We start from the raw sequence: 23,274 nt of genomic DNA, 5'->3' as shown, positions 1-23,274 counted from the left end.
GAAAATGGGGCGGTCCGCAATGCAAGCTGATTCTGCAACGGAGGGGAATTCCGAATCTCGCCGGGATGAACTTGATCCACAAGCCGTGCTGCAACAGCGATTCGGCCTGGAGTCGTTTCGAGACGGCCAGCGAGAGGTGATCGACCGATTGCTGGCCGGAAAAAACGTGGCCGCCGTTTTTCCCACCGGCGGTGGCAAGAGCTTGTGCTACCAGCTGCCCAGCCAGCTCCTGTCCGGCACGACGATTGTCGTGTCGCCGCTAATCGCATTGATGAAAGACCAGTGCGACGCGCTCGCGCGCCGCGGCATCCTTGCGGTTCGACTGGATTCTTCGCTCAGCGACCAAGAGTTCCGCGATGCGATGCGGGGGCTCCGCGACGGCGTGGTGAAGTTGCTCTACGTGGCGCCCGAACGGTTTTTCAACGAACGGTTCCTCGCCTCCATCGGCTCCCTGGACGTCTCGCTGTTCGCGATCGATGAAGCCCATTGCATCAGCCAGTGGGGACACAATTTCCGCCCCGACTATCTGAAGCTTGCCGAGCTCGCCGGCGAGTTGCAGGCCGACCGTGTTCTGGCGCTCACGGCGACCGCCACTCCTGCCGTTTTGGATGACATCCGCGCCGCCTTCTCGATCGAACCGCAAGATGCGATTCGGACGCCATTCCACCGACCCAACCTGAAATTGCGCAGCACCATTGTCTCCGCGGCCGATCACTTTGAAACGCTTCACGGATTGCTCCAAGATCGACCGCCCGGTGCCACGGTGGTTTATGTCTCGCAGCAAAAGACCGCGGAATCGGTGGCACGCCAACTGAGCGAGCGTGGGACCGATGCCCTGGCGTACCATGCCGGCATGGATCCCGATCAACGCGCCGAAATCCAGCAGCGGTTTTTGGACGCGGATGCGGGAATCATCGTCGCCACGATCGCGTTCGGGATGGGAATCGACAAAGCAAACATCCGCTACGTCTACCACTTCAATCCCCCGAAATCGCTGGAAGCCTACGCCCAAGAAATCGGACGCGCCGGGCGAGACGGAAAAGATTCCATTTGCCAAATCTTGTTGAAACCGAACGATCGCGTCGTGCTGGAGAATTTCACTTACGGAGACACTCCCAGCCGACATTCGGTCGGACGCCTGATCGATTTGGTCCATGGACAAAGCGATGAATTTCACCTGTCGCATTACAAGCTCTCTTTCGAAACCGATATCCGAATCCTGGTGGTCCGAACCTTATTGACGTACCTGGAATTAGACGGGCATCTCCGCGCGACGTCTCCCCGCTACGAGACGTACAGGATCCATCCCCTGGTGACATCGCAAGCGATCTTGAAGAACTTTGACGGCGAGCGTCGCCAATTCCTGGCGGGCGTGTTGGGCCAACTGACGAAGGGGCGCAAATGGTTTCTGCTGAACACCGTTGCGGCGGCCAAGACCCTCGGCCAACCCCGTCGACGGATCGTCAAGGCGATCGATTTCATGGCGGCCCAGCGTTGGGTCGAGGTCAAGGTCAGCGATCTGGTGCACGGGTACCGTTGGGTTCGGCGGTTGGACAACCCGAAACTGCAGGCCGATGAGTACTACCAACGAATCGTCTCGCGGGAATCATCCGAGATCAGTCGGCTGGACGACGTGTACCAGGTCGCTCGGGCCGAGAGCTGCCAGGCGCAACAATTGGCCCGTCATTTTGGCGAACCGATGCCCGAGAATTGTGGACACTGCAGCTTCTGCATCGGTGAAGGGCCGCTGGAGATTCCGCCGGTCATCGCGGGCCCGATCGGTGATGGAGTTCGCCGCGCCTTGGAACAGGTCTGCCGCGAGTTTCCGGATCACTTCACCACGGCCCGACAGCGGGCTCGGTTTTTGTGCGGGCTGTCGTCACCTCAAATGTCACGTTCGCGTCTGTCGCGACATCCAAGCTTCGGCGTCTGTGACCAAATCCCGTTCAGTGAAGTGCTCCGCCAAGTTTCTAACTGACAGCGGCGTTTCTAACGGATGCCGTCATCGTTGCGGACCATGGGCCAGCTCAATGCCGGCGAAATCCAACCGACGCCCCAACTGGACAGCGCCACTTTCAATTGAAAACACCGTGATTTGCAGTGCAATGAGCGGCAAGGCGCTAGCCGCCGGTTGAGACCAGAGAACCCGCGGTTAGAGTCACCCGGCTCACCCAAAGTGACGCTGGCCAGCTAGCCAACATCGAATCGAAGTCAGGCGGCGATCGGTCGTAGAGCGGCCAAGGGAAGCCCGTTACACTGATTCGCGATCGGCGTTGGCTGTCCTGGCTGGAAAGGTCAATCCGGCGACCGGTCCCCCCCCTCGACTTCCTTCCCCGCACGCCTGAATGGATCGCCCGTGAAGACCATTGTGACCGCCACACCCAACGAGATGGGGCGCTACGTTGCCGAACATGCGGCCGCCGACTTGAAAGCCGCAATCGCTCAACAGGGAAAGGCATCCTTGATCGTTGCCACCGGAGCCTCGCAATTCGAGGTCCTTTCGCAACTGATTGAGCAACCCGGCGTGGACTGGACGCGGGTGGATGGGTTCCATCTGGACGAATACATCGGCATCGGAAGGGATCATCCGGCATCGTTCTGCCGCTACCTGCAGGAGCGTTTTGTCGATCGTGTCCCGCTGGCTTCCTTCCACTACCTGGACGGGCAAGCGGACGCTGAGCAAACGGTCCAGGACGCATCGGAACAAATCTCAAAAGTCACGGTGGATGTGGCCCTGGTGGGGATCGGAGAGAACGGTCATTTGGCGTTCAACGACCCTCCGGCCGACTTCCAGACGGAAAAGCCCTACTTGATCGTCACCTTGGACGAGCCGTGCCGTCTGCAACAAGTCGGTGAAGGCTGGTTCGATTCCCTGAGCGACGTTCCGACGCACGCGATCAGCATGTCCGTGCGGCAGATCATGAAATCGAAGAAGATCTATTGCAGCGTTCCCGATGAACGTAAGGCAGACGCCGTTCGAGCGACGCTCTGCGATCCGGTCGATCCCAAGATCCCCGCCAGCATCCTCCGCCAACATGACCAGGCCACGTTGATCGTTGATGACGCGGCCGCATCCGCATTGCCGGCCGACGTGCGCGACGCTTTGGAGCATTTTCAGTGAGCGGCTTTGTTGACGTCCAGGTCAACGGCTACGCGGGTGTTGATTTCAACAGTGACGATCTAACGCCGGAATTGCTGCGTTCGGCCTGTCAGCGACTCCGCGCCGACGGCGTCGCATCATTTTTCCCGACGATCATCACCGATGACGCGTCGTCCATGATGCGCCGCATCAGCCGCATCACGTCGGCCGTGGAAAAGGACGCCCAAATCGCTGAACTGGTCGCTGGAATCCACGTCGAAGGTCCGTTTCTCAGTCGCGAGAAAGGCTTCGTTGGCGCCCATCCACCCCAGCACGTCATGGACGCTGGTGTCGATCTGGCGATGCGGCTGGTCGATGCCGGCCGGGGAATGGTGCGTTTGCTGACGCTGGCGCCCGAATCTCCCGGATCGAGCGCCGTCATCCGACGGCTGGCCGAAGAAAAGGTGATCGTTGCCGCCGGGCACACGGATGCCTCCCTGGACCAGCTGGACCAAGCCATCGACGCGGGGTTGACGATGTTCACCCACCTGGGCAATGCCTGCCCGGCGTTGGTGCATCGCCACGACAACATCGTTCAACGGGGACTGGCGTTCGCCGATCGCTTGGACATTTCGTTCATCGCCGACGGTCACCACGTCCCATTTTTTGCTCTGGCCAATTACCTCAGCCGGGTTCCCAGTGAACGCGTCGTGATTGTCACCGACGCAATCAGTGCCGCTGGGCTGGGTCCGGGAACCTATCGCCTGGCCGGCCAAGAAGTCGAAGTCGACCCGGACCTTTCGGCTTGGGCAAAAGGGCGGGAACATTTCGCGGGCTGCGCGACGACGATGCCGCGGATGGCGGAATTGCTAAAACAGAAATTGCACGCCAGCGACGACCAGATCGATGCATGGACCCGGCGAAATCCCGGCCGCCTGCTCGCAGCGGCGGCAGGCTAACGCATTCGCTGTTTCGAGCGCAGCGAGAGGAGGATTGTCGCTCTTCTCGGTGACGCGGCGGTGATGTCGTCGCATCGCGACTGGAGTCAAGCTGCGCTGGCATGCACAGCATGCCCTACCTGAATGACGTTTTGGCCAACCTTCGTGTTGCCGACATGAACCTCAGCCGGCTTGCACCAGCTGCTGCCGCTGCAGACCTTCGATGTAGTCTCCCGAGATGTTCATCACTTCGCGGTTGTAGTACGTGTCGCGATAGATCTCGCTCTCGTCCTCCTGTTCCAACTCCTCTTGCTCTTCTTCCTTCTGAGCATCCAGTTCGGCGCGGCGGGCCATGAAAGCGGACTCTTCCAGCGGAACGGTGTTCTCTTCCTTTTGCTTGACGAACAACTCGACGCGGCGAATCAGATCCACGAACTCCTTGTCCGATTTGACGCGGCTCTCAGAATTCCGACGCAGCTGCGCCAGAAGTTCCGTGGGCACCAGGTTGTAAACGTCGTGCCGGGTCCCGTTGATGCGATCGGTTTCCAACGCGTACTTCAGATCGCTTTCGGACACGTCCATCTTTTGTGTCAAACTGGGCAGCACAACGTCGGCACGGACACCGCTTCGTTGAGTGCTTTCACCATCGGGCAGGTAGAACTGCTGCAGCGTGACCTTCAACGCGCCGTAGTTTTCCCGTTGGACGACGAACAGTTTCTCGCCCAAGTCCATCAGGGTTTGAACCGTTCCTTTGCCGTGGGTGGCAGGATCACCGACGATGATACCGCGGTTGTAGTCCTTGATCGCACCGGCAAAGATTTCGCTGGCACTGGCACTGAACTTACTTGTCAGAACCACCAGCGGCCCGCTCCATACGGTGCCCGATTCTTCATCGTTGTACTGTTGGATCTGACCGCCAGAATCCTTGACCTGAACGACCGGTCCTCGATTGATGAACAATCCGGTCAGGTTGATCGCTTCGGTCAAGCTGCCGCCGCCGTTGCGGCTCAGGTCGATCACGACGCCTTCGACTCCCTTGCCCTTGAACTCTTCCAGGATGCGGCGGACGTCTCGCGTGCTGCTGCGGAAATCGGGACGCTGCTCGCGGGCGGCTTGCATGTCCATGTAGAAGCTGGGCAGATTGATGAAGCCGATCTTCCGCGTCTCGCCGCCGGGCATCTTGTGCTCGATGACCTTGCCGCGTGCGGCGGACTGCTCCAGTTCGACCTTGGCCCGAGTGATCTTGTAGACTTCCATGGCGCCCTTGCCGCCGACCTTCACGCCCAGACGCACCAGGGTCCCCGCGTTACCGCGGATCAAGCTGACCACGTCCTTCAGTGGCATTTCCACGATGTCGACCATTTCGCCGCCGTCTCCCTGGCCGACGCTGACGATCACATCATCCGGCTTCAGCCGTCCATCCTGGTCGGCCGCACCGCCGGGAATGATTTGCATCACCACGGTGTTGCCGTCTTTCTCGCGAAGTGCCGCACCGATGCCTTGCAGCCGCAGCCCCATGCTGATGTTGAAATCCTCCAGCGTCGACGGCGACATGTAGGTGGAGTGCGGATCGAAGGCGCTGGTGACCGACGTCAGGTAGGCCTCCAGCAGATCGTCGTTGCTGTACGTTTTGAAGCGACGTGCGTAGCGCTGGTAGCGGCGACGCAGGATGTCTTTGGCTTCCTCGCCTTCGGTTTCGTCGTCGCGAAGATCCAGCAAGGCGTACTTGATCTGACGGCGCCAGCGATCACGCGCTTCCTGTTCGTTGGCCGCGTAAGACGTCGCTTCGGGATCCACGACGATCGATTCTTCCTTGGTGAAATCCAGGTCCGAATCGAGCAACTCCAACGCCATCGCGACGCGTTCGTCGACCCGCTCGGTGAAGCGGTTGAAGATCACATAAGCCAACTCCAGCCGTCCCTGTTTGACCATGTCATCGATCTGGTCTTTGTACTGGCGAAACTGGTCCACATCCGACTGCAAGAAGTACAGCTTCATCGGGTCGAACCGATCCAGGTACAGGTCGAGTGCCCGTTCGCTGATGGTGTCGTCCAGACCCGTCATCGAAATGTGGTAGCGGGGCATCAGTTGGGCGATCAGCTTGGCAATGCGACGATCCTGGGCGGTCGGCTCCGCGGCCGGTTGATCGGCGACCGCCTCGGCAGCCGGGGGTTCCGCCGTCGCGACTTGGGCCGTTGCCTGGCCACCCGAGAGGGCCGCCACCAGCGTGATGAGTGCCGTCGCGAACGTCGCGGCCAAAACCGCGGTGAGAGTCCACGTACGTGTCGGAAGGGAACGCACTGGGGAACGGCTATCCATTACTGCTTACCCAAAATCTTGGTGTGTGGGACGAGACGCGAAGTTGTTCGGACGTCGATGGTTCGTTGAAACGGATTCGGCGAGGCGCGGAAATTCAGCAAACACTCAGTCAATTCAGCGGACGCACGGTAGAACGTACCGATCAGATTACGCTCCGAACGGGAGGAAAGGTCGCCGGGTCGACGCCGGCATCCAGGATCCGCCGGCGACCGGCCCACCGTCACCATTTTAAAGGCTCTCACAATGGGCCGCGACGGAATGGTAGGGAAGAGGCGAAATCCAGGCAACGTTGTTTTCTCACTCCCCTCCGGTGGGATCTTCCACGGTCGCCAACTCGACCATTAATTCGATCTGCTTTTCACCGCGCTGAATCACGATCGGCTGCTTTGACCCGATCGGCTGGCGTTCGATCGCTTCTTGAAGGCTATTGGAATCCCGAACCCGCTCCCCGGCGAATCCGACGATCACGTCCAATGCTTGGATTCCGGCTTTTTCCGCGACCGATCCCTTGATGACCTGGTAAACGAGGATTCCCGAATAGGGTTCCAAATCAAATTTTTTCGCGATGCGGGGCTTCAATTCAACCAGCGTCGTCCCGATGGCGGCCCGCCGCACTTCTCCGTGGCGATCCAGTTCTTGGGCGATCCACTGTGCCTGGTTGATCGGGATTGCGAACCCGACGCCCTGGTAGAACCCGCTCCGCGTGGCGATCGCGGTGCTGATTCCGACCACTTTACCGTCCAGATCGATCAACGCACCGCCGGAGTTGCCCGGATTGATCGCGGCATCGGTCTGCAACATGCTGCTGCGCGGGATGCGTTCCAAACGCCGATCCTTGCCGCTGATGATCCCCGCACTGACCGTCGCCTCCAATTTGAACGGACTGCCGATCGCCAGCACCCAGTCGCCGATCTCCAACTTGTCCGAATCCCCGACGGCAATCGGGGTCAACGGCTGTTCCGAAGTGACCCGCAACATCGCCACATCGCTCTCCGGGTCGCCGCGAACCACCTGTGCGTCGACGCGCGTTTCGTCGGGCAATTGAACCACCACCCGCTTCGCGTTGTTGATCACGTGGTTGTTGGTGATGACCAATCCATCCTCGGACATGATCACCCCGGACCCCAGCCCAGTCAGTTTTTCGGTTGCCGGGGGAGGCGGCGGGATTTCGGCTCGCTCCAGCAGCGGCAGCGGATCCTCGTTTTCACCGGTTTGCTGTTCTTCCTGCTCGGTTTCGTCGCTGTCCTGGCCGTACGAGTAGATCACGACGACCGACGGCGTGGCCCGCTTTGCGGCCAGTCGAAACGCCAGAGACAATGCCCTTGGACCGGCCTGGAGCGCCGCAACGACCTCCGGGGTCGGGTTGAGATCCTCGGCGGTTGGCGGATCAACCAGTTTGATCTCCGAATCGGTTGCCGAAGGCGAACTCTTATCGTCATCTGCCGACGGTTTAGCAGCCCCGCCGACAACATCCGCTGGCGATTCGCTCTCCTTCGTGGCCTCAGAAGCTTCGGTCGCCTCCGATACCACGTCGTCCGGGCTGGCGGCATCATCGGCAGCCAACCGGTCACCGAGCACCAAGGTGACCAAGACGGAAAACATCAACGCGAGTAGCAATCGAGAAATCAACATCGCTGTTCCTGCAGGTCGACACCAAACATCCAGTTGTGCAAAAATCTTCACCGCGGGCAACCTTGACCGCCGCCGCGGTCGGCTTCGTCCACACGGCCGATAAAATCCTTGGTCGGCAAAACACCGCCGGTCAACGACTGGTTCACTATAGCGTCCGAGCCAACCAGGGTCATCCAAGATGCTTGCCGCCAACCTGCTTGTCAAAAAACGAGAGGGTGAGGAACTTTCCGACCGGGAGATTCGGTTTCTGATCGAAGGCTTCTGCGACAACACCGTCGCCGATTATCAGATGTCCGCCCTGGCGATGGCGATCTGCCTGCGAGGGATGTCGACGCGTGAGACGACGACCTTGACCGACGCCATGCTCCGCAGCGGCGACCGACTGTCGCGGGATGCATCCGGCGACCTGCCGCGTGTCGACAAGCACAGCACCGGAGGTTTGGGTGACAAGGTTTCGCTGGTCCTGGCACCCCTGCTAGCCGCCTGCGGCGTCCACGTGCCGATGATCAGCGGACGAGGATTGGGACTGTCGGGAGGCACGCTGGACAAGTTGGAGTCGATTCCGGGACTGCGGACGAATCTTTCCGGCGAAGCAGCCGATGACGTTCTCAATCGTGCCGGGGCGTTCATCATCGGTGCCAGCGAGTCGATTGCTCCCGCGGACCGTCGGCTGTATGCCCTCCGCGATGTGACCGGTACGGTCGAGTCCGTTCCGTTGATCACAGCCAGCATCCTGAGCAAGAAGCTTGCGGCGAATTTAGATGCGTTGGTGATGGACGTGAAAGTCGGCGGCGGGGCATTCATGAAAACGCAGAAGCAGGCCGCGGAGTTGGCAACGTCGCTGCGGCAGGTGGGCAACGCCGCCGGCCTGCCGACATCCACCCTCCTAAGCGACATGGACCAGCCGCTGGGTCGCGCGATCGGCAATGCGATCGAAGTCAACGAAGCCGTCGCCGTCTTGCAGAATCAGGACACGCTTGATCCGGCATTGACGACGGTCCGCGAGCTCACGCTTGCGTTGAGTGCCCCGCTGCTGCTCCAAGTCGGTTTCGCCGACGACGCATCGGAGGCAAAGCGGATGCTGGAAAAGGCTCTGCAAGACGGATCCGCGATGGAACGGTTCGAACTCATGGTCGCCGGACAGGGCGGCCGCTGGGAAAAACAGCTGCCGGTGGCACCCGGACACGTGATTGAAGCAACGGAGGACGGATTTGTGGCGGGCATCGATTGCCGAGCAATCGGGACCACAATTGTCTCGATCGGCGGCGGACGGCGGCAAACGCAAGATCCGATCGACCCGGCCGTGGGAATCGAATGCCGAGTCAGGATCGGTGAACGGGTGCTTCGCGGCCAACCAATTCTGGTTTTGCATTGCCACCGCAATCAAGAAAGTGAGTATCTTGACGGTTTACGAGATGTCGTCACCGTCACGCCGGAACGGGTTTCGCCGAATCCGGTCGTGATCTGCCTTGATGGCGAGTGATTTCGCCGGCCCTGATCGCTCGATCGGCGGCGCGATGGACACCGCGAGGTTTGGTGACTGGCATGATGGCGGAGCGACGATCGCTCGGCGGGGCAATGATGGGGCGACCCAGGATCAACCTTTCACGATGAAACAACCGATTTCTTTCCTCCTCTTTTCTAGATCCGCACTTCGCGAACATGCCCACCGATGAATGAGCTGAAAGCCAGAGAAGTTGATCGGCTGGTTCGAGCCGCGACCGAATCACGCGACCAGGCGTACGCCCCCCACAGCCACTTCTACGTGGGTGCGGCAATCTGGGTGACCGAAAGCGAAATCGTGACAGGCTGCAACGTGGAGAACGCAAGCTACTCGCTGTCGCTGTGCGCCGAGCGCGTCGCCGCTTCCACCGCAGTAGCCCGCGGCTATCGAAGCTTCCAGGCCATCGCCATCGCCAGCGTCGGCGGGGTCACACCCTGCGGAGCTTGCCGGCAATTCCTTGCCGAATTTGGCACCGACGTGCAGGTGATTCTTGCCGACGTGTTGACCGGCGCCCGACAATCGCGACGTTTGTCCCAATTGCTGCCCGAAGCGTTTGACGCTTCCAGCCTGCCGGTCACGTAACACGGCAGCGCCACTTTGCGTGAGCCGCGTGGCGCCAGCCGCGGGTTTTCTCGCACCAACCGGCGGCTAGTCGCCTTGCCGCTCATTGCACCGCAAATCTCGGTGGTTTGATTACAAGTGGCGCTGTCGAGTGAGACACCCTCCGCAAAAGGCGAGGCACGTCTTTTCCGCACTCGGAAAGCTGCATGACCTCCAGCAACTCAGGCAGCCGCCTTTGCCCCGGCACGGTAGAACGCAGCGATCGCGTCAACGACGGTCTCCTGCTCCGCTTCGGTCAGCGTGGGGAAGATCGGCAAATTCAGGATCTCGCGGCTGGCCCGTTCCGTTTCCGGTAGGGATGCTCCGTCGACGTTCAGGTATTGGAAACACTCCTGACGGTGCATCGGGACGGGATAGTAGATCTCGCTTCCGATGCCGCGTTCGGCCAGATGCGTCCGCAACGCATCGCGTCGCTGCTCGCCCACACGGATGCCGAACTGGTTCCAAACGTGAAACGCGGCGGGATCCTCGGTCGGCAACACAATCTGGTCGGGCCCGACCATTCCCGCATTCTCCAGCAGACGCATGTAGCGCGAGGCGATTTGAGCACGCGCCTCGATCGCTTCGGAAAGATGACGCAGCTTGATGCGCAACACCGCAGCCTGGAACGTGTCCAAACGGCTGTTGATCCCGACCGCCTGATGGTAGTAGCGGGGACGCATGCCGTGGCCGGCGAGCAACCGCATCCGGTCGGCGACCGCCGCGTCGCCACTGGTCAACATGCCGCCGTCGCCCATGCCACCCAGGTTCTTGGTGGGATAAAAACTGAAGCATCCGGTCAGCCCCCAACTGCCGGCCGGACGCGAGTGGTACGCCGCGCCGATCGCCTGGGCCGCGTCTTCGATCACCGGGATGTCGTGCTCACTGGCGATCTGGCAGATCCGATCGATTTGCGCGCACTGCCCGAACAGGTGCACGGGGATGATGGCGCGGGTCTGCGGGGTGATCGCATCGGCGATGCACTCCGGATCCACGTTGAAAGTGTCCGGACAAATGTCGACGAACACCGGCGTGGCGCCCAACCGGGTGATGCAACTGACCGACGCAAAGAACGTGAAACTGGGCACGATGACTTCGTCGCCCGGCTGGATGTCCAATGCCATCAAGGCCAGCAACAGGGCATCACTGCCGGAGGCGCAACCCACTGCATGATCAACCTGGCAGTAGGTCGCAATCTCACTCTCCAGTTCCACCACATCAGGACCGAACAAAAAACGGCCACTGTCGACGACCGCCGCAAGCGCCTCGACGAATTCGTCGCGGTGTGGCTTGTTGTCGCGGTTGATATCCAGCAACGGCACGCGTTGGGTTGGGCCAGCCATATGAAACCTTCCTTGGTCAAAGCTTTCTGGAAAAACGCGACCGCGGAAGACCGTTGGTTCCGGTCCGGTCCAAGCGTCGCGGTAGTTTTTGAGCGGGAAACTCGACCGATGTTGATAGCGGTCCGGGGACCGGCGGGTCAATAGAAATGCTGTCGTCCAGACCGACCCGGAGCGAACTTGCCGGCCAGGAACCTGCTCCGGTGACCGAGTCCCACGGCTGCTTGCCAACGGGCCGGTCTCCCACGGACAGCTTTCAAATCGGCGGAAATCCTAGAATAAGCTGCAGCCACGGCCCCGGACGTCCTGGGCGCCGCACGGGAAGGCCCCTCGGGACCGGCATGCGGTCGCCAGTCGTCGCCTGTCCTCTGCAGACGGCCGAGTGGGAATGCGGCCGAAACCCGCCAATTTTTTTCCGGCACGGACTAAGAATCCGCCGCCGCGTTCGTGTTCTCCCCTGAACCGCGTTCGCTTTTCCACTTTTCGCATCATGACCGATCAAGCCGCTTCCGAATCCACGGTCGACGATTCGACGCCGTCACACCCGATCGGTGGGCCGGCAGCGTGCGCCCACGCGGATCCCCCCGTCGCCGGCTGGACCACCGAAGAGATATCCGACGTGATCTGCCGGCATGAACAAAAACTGCTTGCCTATGCCTGTCGAATGCTCGGCGGCGATTGGCAGGCAGCCCAGGACGCCGTCCAAGAAACGTTTTTGCGGTTGTGTCGCGAGGACCGATCCAAAGTCGCTCCCCGCCTCGCGCCGTGGTTGTTTGCCGTCTGCCGCAGCCGAGTGATCGACATGCAACGAACCCAACATTCCCACCCGGTCGACGCGGCCGAGATCACGGTCGCCGATCCCCACCCGGACGCTTCGTCGGCGGCGATCGCGGCCGAGCAGAGCGATCACCAACGTCACCGCCTGGCGGAGTTGGTGGAGCGACTGTCGCCTCGCCAACAGGAGGTGCTGCGGCTGCGAATCCAGGCCGGACTCAGCTATCGCGAGATTGCCCAGATCACGGGTCTGACTGTCAGCAATGTCGGGTTTCACCTGCACGCCGCCGTCCGCTCGTTGAAGGATTCGGTCGCCGCAACCTGACCGACTGACTTCCCATTCCGCCGTCCATTGTTTTGTCCCAATCGCCAAGCAAGGCGTTTCAGCCGCGAGGCTTTCAGATGTCAAACTTCAACCGCCCCACCGATCCAGCCGATCTGCCCTCCGCTTGGGATGATCCCCGGGTGACCGCGTATGTGCTTGGCGAATTGTCCGATTCCCAGCGTTCGGAATTCGAAGCCGCCATCAGCGGCGACCCGGCACTCCGCCAAGCGGTGCAGGAAGCCCGCGAAGTCACCGATCAATTGAAGTCCCTTTTGAGTGACGAGAAATCACCAGGCTTGGACAAGGAACGGCGCGACAAAATCCTGGCGGCTTCGGCCGCGGGCCCGACGGCAACCGTGGCAAGCGCCGCCGATCGCTCGGGAACCGAACGCTCGGGTCACGTGCAGCTTTCATCGAAGTCCTCCACGCGGCGTTTGGTTCCTTGGTTGTTGGCGGCCGCCGCTTCGTTGTTGCTGTTGCTGGGGCTGTTGCCGACGGTGCTGACCGACCGCACCGCCATGGACACCCCCGATCAAGCCCGGTCCAAGGCCGAGCAGGCGAAGGACAAATCGTATTTCACTCAGCCGCCTGCCGACGAATCCGAACCAGCCATTCCGCCACCCGTTGCCGAGAAGCTCTCGGAACAGATGCTCGAAGAGGACGCAATTCAAAATGCGCAGGTCGAACTGCAACGCTTGGACGCTTTGGCGGGTGAGGGCGGAGATCGATCGATCAGATTCGAGTCGACCGAGGGTGAGTCACTGCGGAAAGAGCTGCTCGCCGGAAAGGCGACCGACGAGATGTTGCGACAGCAGGCGTCGGTCGTTCAAGAACAGGGAGCCACGCTAGAGCAGGAGGAACGGGGCGACGGCCAGCCCACCCCCGCGGCAGCCCAACCGACTCGGTCCTTCGGACGGCCCTCGATCCAGACGCAGGTTCCCGCTCCCGCTTCGAAACCGTTCACGGGACCTCGCAATTTTGCAGAGCCCATGAACGAAGCTGAATCGCTGTCGTTCTCGGTCGACGAATCAATCGCCACACCGATGAGGCGTGGTGCCGCGACCAAGCGTTCCGTCCGATCCGCTCCGGAATCAAACTTGGCGACAGGATCCCAGCCAGCCCCCAATGCCAATGCGCCCAGTGTCAATGCGCCCAGTGTCAATGCGCCCAGTGTCAATGCGCCCAGTGCCGAAGCCCTCAGTGCCGAAGCCCTCAGTGCCGAAGCCCTCAGTGCCGAAGCCAGCGCCAAAGCACCAGCGCCACTGCCGCCCCAACCGCAAAGCGGACTCGGCGGAGCCATGCCGCCTGCGAACCAACCCGGCGAGATCCGAGACCTGGAACGTTCGATGGGGCAACCTCAGGCAGCCGAACTGGCGGAAATCGTGAAGGGATCTGCCGAAGAAAGCATGGAGATGGATCTCGCTGGCAGCGAGCAGATGGACATGATGATGATGGAAGACGACATGGACGTGATGGGAATGGGAGGCATGAAGTTGAAAGTGCCGCCGCAGTCGGAGCCTGATCTCTATTCGCGGAATTCGTTGGAAGACTTCGAGCGTCCGGTGGTGCCTGAACAAGCCGAGGCGAAGGGCGCGTTGCCGGGCCTCAGCGGGGCGAACCAGGTCAGCGGGGCGAAACAGGACGGTGCAGCGCCGGTCGTCGCCGACCCTCAACCGTCTCTCGCACTCGAAGGGGAACTTGCAGCCGGCGGCGAACCGCTGGCCGCGTTGGGCGATGCCACGCGGCACAGTGAATTCTTCGGTGTTGATCCAAACGCCGTGTCCCGCGAGAGCCTTCTGCGCGGCAGGACCGGACCGGCGCAGACGCAATTGGGTGTCAACCGTCAACGATTTGCCCCGATCGTCGAAAACGACTTCAAGCGAGTGAAAGACGAACCGATCAGCACGTTCTCGGTCGATGTCGACACCGCCAGTTACAGCAAGGTCCGCCGAACCCTCCTCGGCGGTCGCTTGCCGGATCCAGATGCGGTGCGAATCGAAGAATTGATCAATTACTTCCACTATGCCTACCAGGCACCCGCAGCGGACGCCAAGGATCCGTTCGCCGTCGATGTGAAGCTGGCCGATTGCCCGTGGAACCGGCAACACCAATTGGCCCGGATCGCGATTCAAGGGAAGACGATGGACACCGAATCTCGTCCCCCGTGCAATCTGGTGTTCTTGCTGGATACCAGCGGTTCGATGAACGCGGAGAACAAGTTTCCGTTGGTCATCGAGGGCATGCGGATGCTGACCAAGCGGCTGACCGAGAAAGATCGGGTGGCAATCGTCGCCTACGCGGGTCGGGCTGGGACGGTCCTGGAGAGCACGCCGGCTAACAAACGCCGCAAGATTCGCCGCGCCCTGGATTCACTCTCCGCCGGCGGCAGCACCAACGGCGCAGAGGGAATTCAGTTGGCCTACGCGGCCGCTCGAGACAACTTCATCACCGACGGGGTCAACCGTGTCATCTTGTGCACCGACGGGGACTTCAATGTCGGCATCAGCGACACCGAGTCTCTTGTTCGGGTGATCGAAGAACAGGCCTCCGACGGCATCTACCTGACCGCGTTGGGATTCGGTATGGACAATCACAACGACGAAATGATGGAAAAGATCAGTGGCAAAGGCAACGGGAACTACGCCTTCATCGATACCGCCGCCGAAGCACGCAAGGTGCTGGTCCGCGAAACTGACGCCACGCTGGTCACGATTGCCAAAGACGTCAAGTTGAAGATCCAGTTCAACGCGCGGTTGTTTTCGCAGTACCGGTTGATCGGATACGAAAACCGCGTGATGCCCAAAGAAGACTTTGACAATGACAAGAAGGATGCCGGCGAGATCGGCGCCGGCCATCAGGTCACCGCCTTGTACGAGTTGATTCCGGTCCAGCGGATGAAGGAGTCGACTGAGGAATCTCCCCAAACCGAACGCCCCAAGTACTTGACCGAGCGGGCATTGACCGAAGCTGCTTCGCAAGACGAAACGGTAACGGTGGACATGCGGTACAAACTGCCAGACCAGAACGAGAGCACTCCGGTCCAGTTCGTCATCCGCGATCAGCCCCAATCCTTCGAAGAAGCCGGAGACGACTTTCGCTTTGCCGCCGCCGTCGCTTCTTTCGGAATGCAGTTGCGTGGCAGCCGGTTTGCCGGCAACTGGACGTTGAACGACGTCGAGACAACTGCCCGACAGGCGTCCGGCCAGGACGAAGACCAGGTGCGGGACGAGTTTGTCCAGCTGGTGCGGCAAGCGAAACGGTTGCGAGGCGAGTGAACGCGATTCACGCTCCTTGACAAGCAGAGTCGAGCGTCAGCGAGGTGAGGATTGCCTCGCTTCTCGCTGAGGCGGTGGTGTTGCCGCGGCTTCACGGCTGCGGTGTTTGGGGCAGCCGTTTCCGCCGGCTCCCGCCAACGGCAGGGGGCTTTCATCGCTTTGCGACTGGAACGCATGCAGTTGTGATGTCGCGAAAGTTATCTCCCGCTTCACGAGCACCGCACGGCCTCCATCGCAGGCCGGGCAGAACACTGCAGGCAAAAACTCGTGCGGATTTCTTTCTCCTAGCGGCCACTCGCAGCCGGCGCCCGACTACAATCGGCCATTGCGCCGCACCGGAACGCGTGCGTGGATCTCGTGTGACCGCCGTTCGTTGCTAAAACAGGCGATCGCGACGCGATCTCATTCTTGGATGCCTCAGGACGGGGTGATCAGGTTTCCGAGAATCGCATTTAACGGCTGCGTATTCAGCGATTCCTGTCACTCCATCCCGTGGCATCTGAGACCGAAATTCTCTCGCGCCCGCACCGCAAGAACGCGGTCGGCGAGCCTGCCGCGACCGTTCGTTCGGTTGCTGCAGACGACACAATCGTGACGCGTCGATGGGGTGGATGCCCTGACGGAATTGCACTGAGAATCCGCGCAGACAAGTCCGTCCGCCAGCCGGCCGCTGCTTAGCGAATCAGAATCAACAAGTGTTCCATCACATCCGGTCCGTCATCGCTTCCCGCCGCCATCCGCACCGCCTTTGACCCGGTTTGTGCATCCATGGGAATGAAGGCGCGACTTCCCAAACGATTGCTCCAAACATCAAAGGCCGGATTCGAGCCTCCGACGATCGGCCAGCTTTTGCCGGCATGACGAATTTCCGTGGGGTCGATTGCTTCGGAACGAACCGCATCGACCGATCGCAGCAAGGGGGCCTCGCTGATCAAAGAGAACTGCACCGACGCGACCCCGTTGCCGTCGGCTATCAATTGTTGGATCAGCCGATCAAGCTTTTTGGCGGGCGCCTGCAACAGCACCACGCGTTCCCCTTCCGACTCCGTTGCATTCTGAGCGGCATCATCCGAAGGGATCACTCCCGCCAGTGCATCCCCGATCGGCTGTTCGGCGCCGGTTTCGATTGCGGCCGACGCCAGGGCATCTTCCAACGGATCGGCGGCCCGCCCCACGTCGGTCAATTGAACACGAATCACCAGCAGACTTTGCAGCGGCTGGATCTGGGCAGCCGAAGCCGCATTCTTGGGCGCGTCATCGTCCGCGGCACGATCTTGCGGGACATTGGTCACCGAGGACTCCGCGACGGCTTCCATCGCGGGGCGGTCGAGGGTGGCCGCTGGCTCGTCGGCGCGCCCCGGTTCCATCGCTGCACCGGACGGCGTCCGATCAACCGACGCCAAACCGGACTCCGCATCCGGAAGCGGCTGCGCCCCGGCTTCTGTCGTGGAGGCTGCCGATCCCGCGTCGGCAACACGATCGCCGCTGGCGTCAATCATCGGTCCCGCCGCATCGCGTTCGGAAACCGAAGTCGGATCCTGATCGGCAAGCAGCGTGCCGGGCCGCGAGTTGGGCTCCTGGCGCTGAGCCCGATCCTGGAGCACAAACGCCGCAAAGACGATCGAGGCGGCCAGCCCCAGCGTGGCAGCGATCACCCAGCCGGTCCGACGCTCGGTGCCACCGTGGAATCGCGGCGTCGCCGCCGGTTCCACGTGCAGGGTTCCAGATTCGGCCCGTCGGAGCGGATGTTCGTCCGGCAATCCTTGATCCCGGGCATGATCGATCGCTGCCTGGACGACCTGATCGGCAAATCCGTCTGACAGTTCTGGCGGTGGCCAAGCGGCCTGTTTGGTTTCGGAAATCTGCTCACGCAGTCGCTGCAACCGCTGACGCAACGAAGGGTCATCGCGGAGCATTTGCTCAACGCGGGCGCGCTCATCGCCGCTGAGCGCATCATCCAGATGCCCCGTCAGCAATTCATCGAGCAATTCGTCAGGTAGTGCCATCGCGTTCGTCCATCCCCCAATCCCGGCGAGTCTTTCCCGGTACGGAGGATCAAATGATACAGTGCCATGCGGACCCAGAAGGCGCTCCGCGGCGTTTGGAAAGCAAACCACCATCGAGATCACGTTGGTGGCAACGAAACATCGGATGACTGTCAAGATGGGAAAGTTCCCAAAAATACCGTCAAACCCGAACGATTTTGGTTCGCCTCGCGAGACCACCCCCTCGCCGGAACCATTAACTCGACGGGCGTTCCCCCGATTTTCCTCTTGAGAACCGTCGCACTGTGACAGATCGAACCACTTTGGAAACGAACCGCAGAATCTATGACTCGATGGCAGCCGCCGGAGATCCCCTGTGCCGGCCCGCCAGCGAAGAAGAGCTGGCCCGCCCCTTGGAGGTCGTGGACCAGGCGGGCTGGTTGGGCGGTTCGATCCGCGGCAAGCGGGTGCTTTGCCTGGCGGCCGGAGGCGGACGCCAGAGTTCGCTGTACGCGGCCGCCGGGGCCCAAGTCACGGTCGTCGATCTCAGCGGCGCGATGTTGGAACTCGATCGCCGCGTTGCCGCCCAACGGGGATACCGGCTGAGGCTGCTGCAGACCACGATGGAGGATCTGGCGGGCCTGGACGACGGCGAATTTGACATCGTGATCCATCCGGTCAGCACGTGTTACGTGGCCTCCGTAGACCCCGTCTTCCGAGAAGTCGCCCGGGTCACCTGTCCCGGAGGCGTGTACATCAGTCAGCACAAGCAGCCGATCAGTCTGCAGGCGGATTACCACCGCTCCGCCGGCGGCTACACGGTGCGGCACCGCTACTATCGCGACACTCCGGTGCCACCGCCCCAGTCGACGGCGGCCAGCGTGCGTCGACTGCGGGAGCAGGGCGCGATCGAGTTCTTGCACCGCTGGGAAGATCTGATCGGCGGGATGTGCCGTGCCGGATTTCAGATCGAGGATTTGATTGAGCCGCTGCACGCGAAAGCGGAGGCCGCGAAAGATTCGTTCGCCGACCGCGCCACCTACATTCCACCCTACGTCCGCATCAAAGCGCGTCGCACGGCTGATGCGTCCGTGGCATCTCCGCGACGGCTCCTGCTGGAACCCTGAAGCTAGAATCTGAAGGCGACCGATTCGCGCTTCGTCGGCTCAGGCGCCCAGACCCATCGTCTTCCGCCACGCCGCAATTTGATCGGAGCGTCCAAGGCGATCGGTGATCGTTTGCCACTCGGTGGCGGCCGCTTGCAACGCCTGGCCCGGCTTCAGTTCACCATTCAAGCATCGGATAATCTGACGATCCAAAGCTTGGTAGTATTCCGCGGCCCCGGGCAGTAGCAGCCCCAGCGCGACCTGCCGCGTTTGAAGTCGTTGGGACAACCACCGCGTGTAGGAGCTGGACGTCGCCAAATCATCGTCGGCGGATTCGCGCGTCAGTGACAAACCATTCACCTGCTCGCGGACCGAGGCGATTCCCTCGCCGCCGATCAACCAGCCGATGAACTGTTTGGACGCATCGGTCTGCCTGCAGCCGATGCTCACGGCTGCCAGCGGCGTCTGTGGATCGAACCACAATTGGTCCGATTGAGTTTCGACCGGACAATCAGCAACCGTGATCGCGAACTCCTCACCGACGGCTTCTTCGGAGCCACTTTCGGCGGTTGTCGCAACTTCGTAGCCGATTCCCCCGCGCAGCCGGCCCCGGCGAAGGTCGTGCCAGATCTCACGGGGCGTTTTTCGTTCTCCTTCGTAGTGGCCGGCCGTTTCAATCATTTGAGTCAGCGACGCGACGTAGTCCTCGGAATCAATCACCGGTTGCAACGTGGTGCGTTTGAACAACCACCCGCGTTCGATCGACGACGCACAGCGGTTCAGAAACGAAGTCGCAGCCCACCCGTCGGCCAATGGCTCCGCGGCACGTCCTTCCAGTGTTTGCACCCAATCGTGATACTCGGACCAGGTTTTCGGACGGAACTCTTGGTCGATGGACAACACACCGAATAGCCGCGCGCCGATTGCGACGCCCCAGGTGTGACCCCCGTAGGAACCCAGCCCGTTCTGGACCGCGGGCAACGGTTTGCCATAGCGATCATGGTACTCCTGCAACGTGTCTTCGTTGAACGACACGACCGCGCCGGTTCTCTCCATCGCGCCGACGGCCATCTGCGGAAACACGGCAACGTCGACCTGGCTGGCCCGCTCCGCAATCTGTTCCATCATTGCCGAATCCCCTTCGCGAATCGGACTGATGACTTCGATCTCCAATGCCTGGGGCACGGCCATCGACCAGGCGACGCGAATCGCTTCGGCATCGGACGGTTCGCCGACCCAGGCCACCTTCAGCGGAACATCCCGTCGAATCGAGGGGGCCGCTTCGGCGGTGTCGTCCGAATCCGCCCCGCTGCGGCCGCAGCCGGCCGCGGTGACAGAGGCCAGCAACGCCAGGGCGCTCCGCCGCGTCCACTGAGCCGATCTGGACTGCGGTGCTCCGGAACCCGCTCCCGAGGATTTGGCTTCGTAGGAGTCATGGGAAACGGCGGTGTCAAAGCGGGCAGCTTGCATGTCCAATCGATCGGGCCGGAGCGGGGGAGAAGGAATCTGAAACGGAGAGCGATGAAAAGTGGCACTTTTTGTGTCAATCGTCCATCGCGATGCCGCGCGGCGAAGAACGGCTGCACGCTCGCGCGATAGGATACGCAGCCATCAGCGATCCGGTTCGACGAATCCCGATGAGGGGATTCCGTTCAGCCGCACGGGTCGCCGGGCATCGGCATTCATCCTCTCTTCAAATTTGCCAACACAACATGAGTCACTATCTGGGAATCGATATCGGCACCAGCGGAACCAAAACCCTGTTAATCGACGCCGCCGGAAAGGTCATCGCCGAAGCCGATGCGTCGTACCCGATGCATCAACCCAAACCCGGCTGGACCGAACAGGATCCGGACGACTGGTGGGCCGCCACCATCAAGACCGTCCGCGAGGTGATGCAATTGTCGAAATGCAAACCGGCAGACGTCAAGGCGATCGGGCTGAGCGGTCAAATGCACGGCAGCGTGTTTCTGGACCGGCAAGACAATGTGATTCGCCCCGCGTTGTTGTGGAACGATCAACGGACCGCGGCGGAGTGCGACGAGATCACGACGGCGGCCGGGGGGCGACGTCGCCTGATCAAGCTGGTGGCAAACCCCGCCTTGACCGGTTTCCAGGCTCCCAAGGTGCTCTGGCTTCGCAACCACGAGAAACGAAACTTCGACCGGTTGGCCAAAGTCCTGCTGCCCAAGGACGACATTCGACGAAGGATGACCGGCGAATACGTGACCGAAGTCAGTGACGCCAGCGGCACCCTGATGCTGGACGTCGTCCGCCGGCGCTGGTCCAAGTCGTTGCTTTCGAAGCTGCAACTTGACGAGTCGCTGCTTCCTGCGGTCGTGGAGAGTGAAGAGGTCACCGGCACGCTCACCGAAGCCGCCGCGGCCGCTTTGGGATTGACCACCGCCTGCAAAGTCGTCGGCGGCGCCGGAGACTGCGCCGCCGGAGCGGTCGGCAACGGTGTGGTCAAGCCGGGCGTGCTGAGCACGTCGATCGGCACCAGCGGAGTGATGTTCGTCCACAGCGATCAACCGCAATACGATGCTTCCGGCCGCCTGCACACGTTCTGCCACGCCGTCAACGGAGCGTGGCACATGATGGGCGTCAACTTGACCAGCGGCGGTTCGCTGCAGTGGTGGGTCGAATCCGTTTTGCAAAACCTGGCCGGCCTGGAAGGCAAGGACTTGTACGCCAAAGCCACCGCGGAGGCGCAACTCTGTCCGGCCGGCAGCAACGGGCTGCTGTTCCTGCCCTACCTGAATGGAGAGCGCACGCCGCACGCCGACCCGAACGCCCGCGGTGCATTCGTGGGGCTGAATCTGACGCACACCCGCGGGTCGATGACGCGCAGCGTGATGGAAGGCATCACCTTTGCCCTGCGGGACAGCCTGGCCATCATTCAATCGCTGGACGTGCCGGTTCGTGAAATCCGCGCCTCCGGTGGCGGCAGTCGCAATCCGTTTTGGCGGCAGATGCAAGCCGACGTGTTTGGCAAAAAGATCACCACGCTGAAGGTTGAACAGGGGCCCGCGTACGGCGTGGCGCTTTTGGCTGCCGTCGGCGACGGGGCCTACAAGAACGTCCAAGCCGCATGCAAAGCCACGATTGAAGTCGCCGATCAAACCCCGGTCGACCGCCGATCTGCCAAAACCTACAACGATCTGTTCCCGGTCTACCAAAAGCTTTATGGCGACCTGGCCGAATCGATGCGTACGCTCGCGGCATTGCAGCAGTAACCAACGGGACAGCGCCAGTTCCCGGTCACGATGATCGCCAGGGTGTGGAAGACCAGGTTGCCACGCCCGCCAGAGCGTGGAAAACGCAGCCCCCATCGCTAACGCTCACCGTCGTCCTTTTCATGCAACATATCGAAGTCAAAATCGTTGAGAACGTTGCGACAATCGCGATGGACCGTGCCCCGGTTTGCAATGCGATCGATTCGCAAATGATCACGGACCTGACGCAGGCGTTTTCCGATGTCCACCAGGAGAAGCGTGTCGGTGCGGTGGTGTTGACCGGAAAGGGAAAGTTTTTTTCCAGCGGTGCCGACTTGAAGTCCCTGGCCTCCATCGCCGACTTGGAACCGCTGGAGGCGCAAACCGAATGGCTGCAGTTCTGGCGTGAACTGACCGAGCTGTGCGAGACCCTGCTTCGCTTTCCCAAACCCGTGGTCGCCGCCGTCGACGGACCGGCGATCGGAGCCGGGCTGGCCCTCGCCCTGGCGGCCGACATGATCGTGCTGGGCACAGCCGGATCACTGGTTGCCAACGCGTCCCACCGCGGATTGATCGGCGGACTGACGGCGCCGCTGCTGACATTCCGATTCGGCGCCGCCGTCGCCGCACGGATGCTGCTGACCGGAATGCCGATGGAAGCTGAAGAGGCCCACCGGCTCGGAATGTGTTGCGAATTGGTCCCGTCAGACCAGATCTGGGTTGCGGCAAACACTTGGGCCAAGCATTGCACGCACGGTCCGCGCGAGGCGATGCAGGCCACCAAACGGATCCTCAACGAAAGCATCGGCGAAGCGTTGATGACGCAGCTGTCGACCGGCGCGGCGACCGCCGCGACGTTGTGCAGTACCGAAGCCGCCTCCGAAGGAATCCGCGCCTTCATCGAGAAACGACCGCCCCAGTGGCCATGAGGTCGAGAACAACTTTCACCCTCCCGCTCGCGGGAGGGTCGGAGGCGAGGAACGAGGCTCCGGGGAGGGCAGAATCGGAAGCGAGATTCCATCACGTGGTGATCACCCTCCCCGCGTCGTCGCAAGCTCCTCCGCGACCCTCCCGCTCGCGGGAGGGTGAAATTAAGCTGCACAACCTCCCTTGCGGGACGGTGAAATGACCTGTGCAAATACCAATGCACGTCAGTGAATCGCGATGTTGAAACGCTGCCCC

General features: G+C 61.4%; 15 protein-coding genes. 10 read left to right on the top strand and 5 right to left on the bottom strand.

The features are described from left to right. Positions 1 to 19 precede the first annotated feature (19 nt). The 3 genes from FYK55_RS00775 (at position 20) to FYK55_RS00765 (ending at position 4,038) form a co-directional block, all read left to right on the top strand. On the top strand, positions 20 to 1,978 hold the full coding sequence (locus tag FYK55_RS00775) for a RecQ family ATP-dependent DNA helicase (protein ID WP_150074092.1): 1,959 nt from the start codon (positions 20 to 22) through the stop codon (positions 1,976 to 1,978). A 378-nt stretch (positions 1,979 to 2,356) separates the two neighbouring features. Then, entirely contained in the window at positions 2,357 to 3,121 is a 765-nt protein-coding gene (locus tag FYK55_RS00770; RefSeq protein ID WP_315854031.1) for a glucosamine-6-phosphate deaminase, read from the top strand. Then, on the top strand, positions 3,118 to 4,038 hold the full coding sequence (locus FYK55_RS00765; protein WP_150074091.1) for an N-acetylglucosamine-6-phosphate deacetylase: 921 nt from the start codon (positions 3,118 to 3,120) through the stop codon (positions 4,036 to 4,038). Before FYK55_RS00770 ends, FYK55_RS00765 begins: the two co-directional genes overlap by 4 nt. 162 nt (positions 4,039 to 4,200) lie before the next feature. Here the strand turns inward: FYK55_RS00765 and FYK55_RS00760 are convergent, their stop codons facing one another. Together FYK55_RS00760 and FYK55_RS00755 are read right to left on the bottom strand one after the other, a co-directional pair. After that, the gene (locus FYK55_RS00760; RefSeq protein ID WP_235908323.1) at positions 4,201 to 6,318 is read right to left on the bottom strand and encodes a carboxy terminal-processing peptidase; all 2,118 of its coding nucleotides are present in this window, start codon (positions 6,316 to 6,318) and stop codon (positions 4,201 to 4,203) included. A 315-nt stretch (positions 6,319 to 6,633) separates the two neighbouring features. Then, complete coding sequence (locus FYK55_RS00755) at positions 6,634 to 7,968, bottom strand: S1C family serine protease (RefSeq protein WP_235908322.1); 1,335 nt, start codon at positions 7,966 to 7,968, stop codon at positions 6,634 to 6,636. Between the two features lie 178 nt (positions 7,969 to 8,146). Here FYK55_RS00755 and FYK55_RS00750 point away from each other — a divergent pair, with 178 nt between their 5' ends. Further along, entirely contained in the window at positions 8,147 to 9,451 is a 1,305-nt protein-coding gene (locus FYK55_RS00750) for a thymidine phosphorylase (RefSeq protein ID WP_150074089.1), read from the top strand. A gap of 189 nt (positions 9,452 to 9,640) precedes the next feature. Beyond that, on the top strand, positions 9,641 to 10,054 hold the full coding sequence (locus FYK55_RS00745) for a cytidine deaminase (protein ID WP_150074088.1): 414 nt from the start codon (positions 9,641 to 9,643) through the stop codon (positions 10,052 to 10,054). Positions 10,055 to 10,254: 200 nt separating this feature from the next. On the opposite strand, the gene FYK55_RS00740 is transcribed toward FYK55_RS00745, so the two are convergent. Then, positions 10,255 to 11,415: a DegT/DnrJ/EryC1/StrS family aminotransferase gene (locus FYK55_RS00740; protein ID WP_150074087.1), complete on the bottom strand. Its 1,161-nt coding sequence runs from the start codon at positions 11,413 to 11,415 to the stop codon at positions 10,255 to 10,257. A 487-nt stretch (positions 11,416 to 11,902) separates the two neighbouring features. On the opposite strand from FYK55_RS00740, the gene FYK55_RS00735 reads away from it, so the two are divergent. Then, positions 11,903 to 12,511 carry an RNA polymerase sigma factor gene (locus tag FYK55_RS00735; protein ID WP_150074086.1) on the top strand — a complete coding sequence of 203 codons (609 nt, stop codon included), beginning with the start codon at positions 11,903 to 11,905 and terminating at the stop codon, positions 12,509 to 12,511. 77 nt (positions 12,512 to 12,588) lie between these two features. Then, positions 12,589 to 15,786 carry a YfbK domain-containing protein gene (locus tag FYK55_RS00730; RefSeq protein WP_150074085.1) on the top strand — a complete coding sequence of 1,066 codons (3,198 nt, stop codon included), beginning with the start codon at positions 12,589 to 12,591 and terminating at the stop codon, positions 15,784 to 15,786. A 674-nt stretch (positions 15,787 to 16,460) separates the two neighbouring features. Here FYK55_RS00730 and FYK55_RS00725 read toward each other — a convergent pair. Next, complete coding sequence (locus tag FYK55_RS00725; RefSeq protein ID WP_150074084.1) at positions 16,461 to 17,792, bottom strand: hypothetical protein; 1,332 nt, start codon at positions 17,790 to 17,792, stop codon at positions 16,461 to 16,463. Between the two features lie 284 nt (positions 17,793 to 18,076). Between FYK55_RS00725 and FYK55_RS00720 the strand changes: the two genes are divergently transcribed. After that, positions 18,077 to 18,898: a class I SAM-dependent methyltransferase gene (locus FYK55_RS00720; RefSeq protein ID WP_390621697.1), complete on the top strand. Its 822-nt coding sequence runs from the start codon at positions 18,077 to 18,079 to the stop codon at positions 18,896 to 18,898. A 39-nt stretch (positions 18,899 to 18,937) separates the two neighbouring features. On the opposite strand, the gene FYK55_RS00715 is transcribed toward FYK55_RS00720, so the two are convergent. Next, a complete protein-coding gene (locus FYK55_RS00715) occupies positions 18,938 to 20,347 on the bottom strand; it encodes a hypothetical protein (protein WP_150074083.1) in 1,410 nt (469 codons plus the stop codon). 242 nt (positions 20,348 to 20,589) lie between these two features. Between FYK55_RS00715 and xylB the strand changes: the two genes are divergently transcribed. Both xylB and FYK55_RS00705 read left to right on the top strand, forming a co-directional pair. After that, entirely contained in the window at positions 20,590 to 22,113 is a 1,524-nt protein-coding gene (xylB, locus tag FYK55_RS00710; RefSeq protein ID WP_150074082.1) for a xylulokinase, read from the top strand. Positions 22,114 to 22,235: 122 nt separating this feature from the next. Beyond that, the gene (locus FYK55_RS00705) at positions 22,236 to 23,021 is read left to right on the top strand and encodes an enoyl-CoA hydratase/isomerase family protein (protein ID WP_150074081.1); all 786 of its coding nucleotides are present in this window, start codon (positions 22,236 to 22,238) and stop codon (positions 23,019 to 23,021) included. Positions 23,022 to 23,274: the final 253 nt, after the last annotated feature.

Source organism: Roseiconus nitratireducens (assembly GCF_008629675.1).
Taxonomy (GTDB): Bacteria; Planctomycetota; Planctomycetia; order Pirellulales; family Pirellulaceae; genus Stieleria; species Stieleria nitratireducens.
The sequence above is the reverse complement of the archived record's forward strand: the minus strand, read 5'-3'. Positions and strand labels throughout refer to the sequence as shown.

Coding starts and splice junctions, on each gene's coding strand:
- FYK55_RS00775 (WP_150074092.1), top strand. CDS start 20: ATGCAAGCTGATTCTGCAACGGAGGGGAATTCCGAATCTCGCCGGGAT.
- FYK55_RS00755 (WP_235908322.1), bottom strand. CDS start 7,968: ATGTTGATTTCTCGATTGCTACTCGCGTTGATGTTTTCCGTCTTGGTC.
- FYK55_RS00750 (WP_150074089.1), top strand. CDS start 8,147: ATGCTTGCCGCCAACCTGCTTGTCAAAAAACGAGAGGGTGAGGAACTT.
- FYK55_RS00745 (WP_150074088.1), top strand. CDS start 9,641: ATGAATGAGCTGAAAGCCAGAGAAGTTGATCGGCTGGTTCGAGCCGCG.
- FYK55_RS00740 (WP_150074087.1), bottom strand. CDS start 11,415: ATGGCTGGCCCAACCCAACGCGTGCCGTTGCTGGATATCAACCGCGAC.
- FYK55_RS00735 (WP_150074086.1), top strand. CDS start 11,903: ATGACCGATCAAGCCGCTTCCGAATCCACGGTCGACGATTCGACGCCG.
- FYK55_RS00730 (WP_150074085.1), top strand. CDS start 12,589: ATGTCAAACTTCAACCGCCCCACCGATCCAGCCGATCTGCCCTCCGCT.
- FYK55_RS00725 (WP_150074084.1), bottom strand. CDS start 17,792: ATGGCACTACCTGACGAATTGCTCGATGAATTGCTGACGGGGCATCTG.
- FYK55_RS00715 (WP_150074083.1), bottom strand. CDS start 20,347: ATGCAAGCTGCCCGCTTTGACACCGCCGTTTCCCATGACTCCTACGAA.
- xylB (WP_150074082.1), top strand. CDS start 20,590: ATGAGTCACTATCTGGGAATCGATATCGGCACCAGCGGAACCAAAACC.
- FYK55_RS00705 (WP_150074081.1), top strand. CDS start 22,236: ATGCAACATATCGAAGTCAAAATCGTTGAGAACGTTGCGACAATCGCG.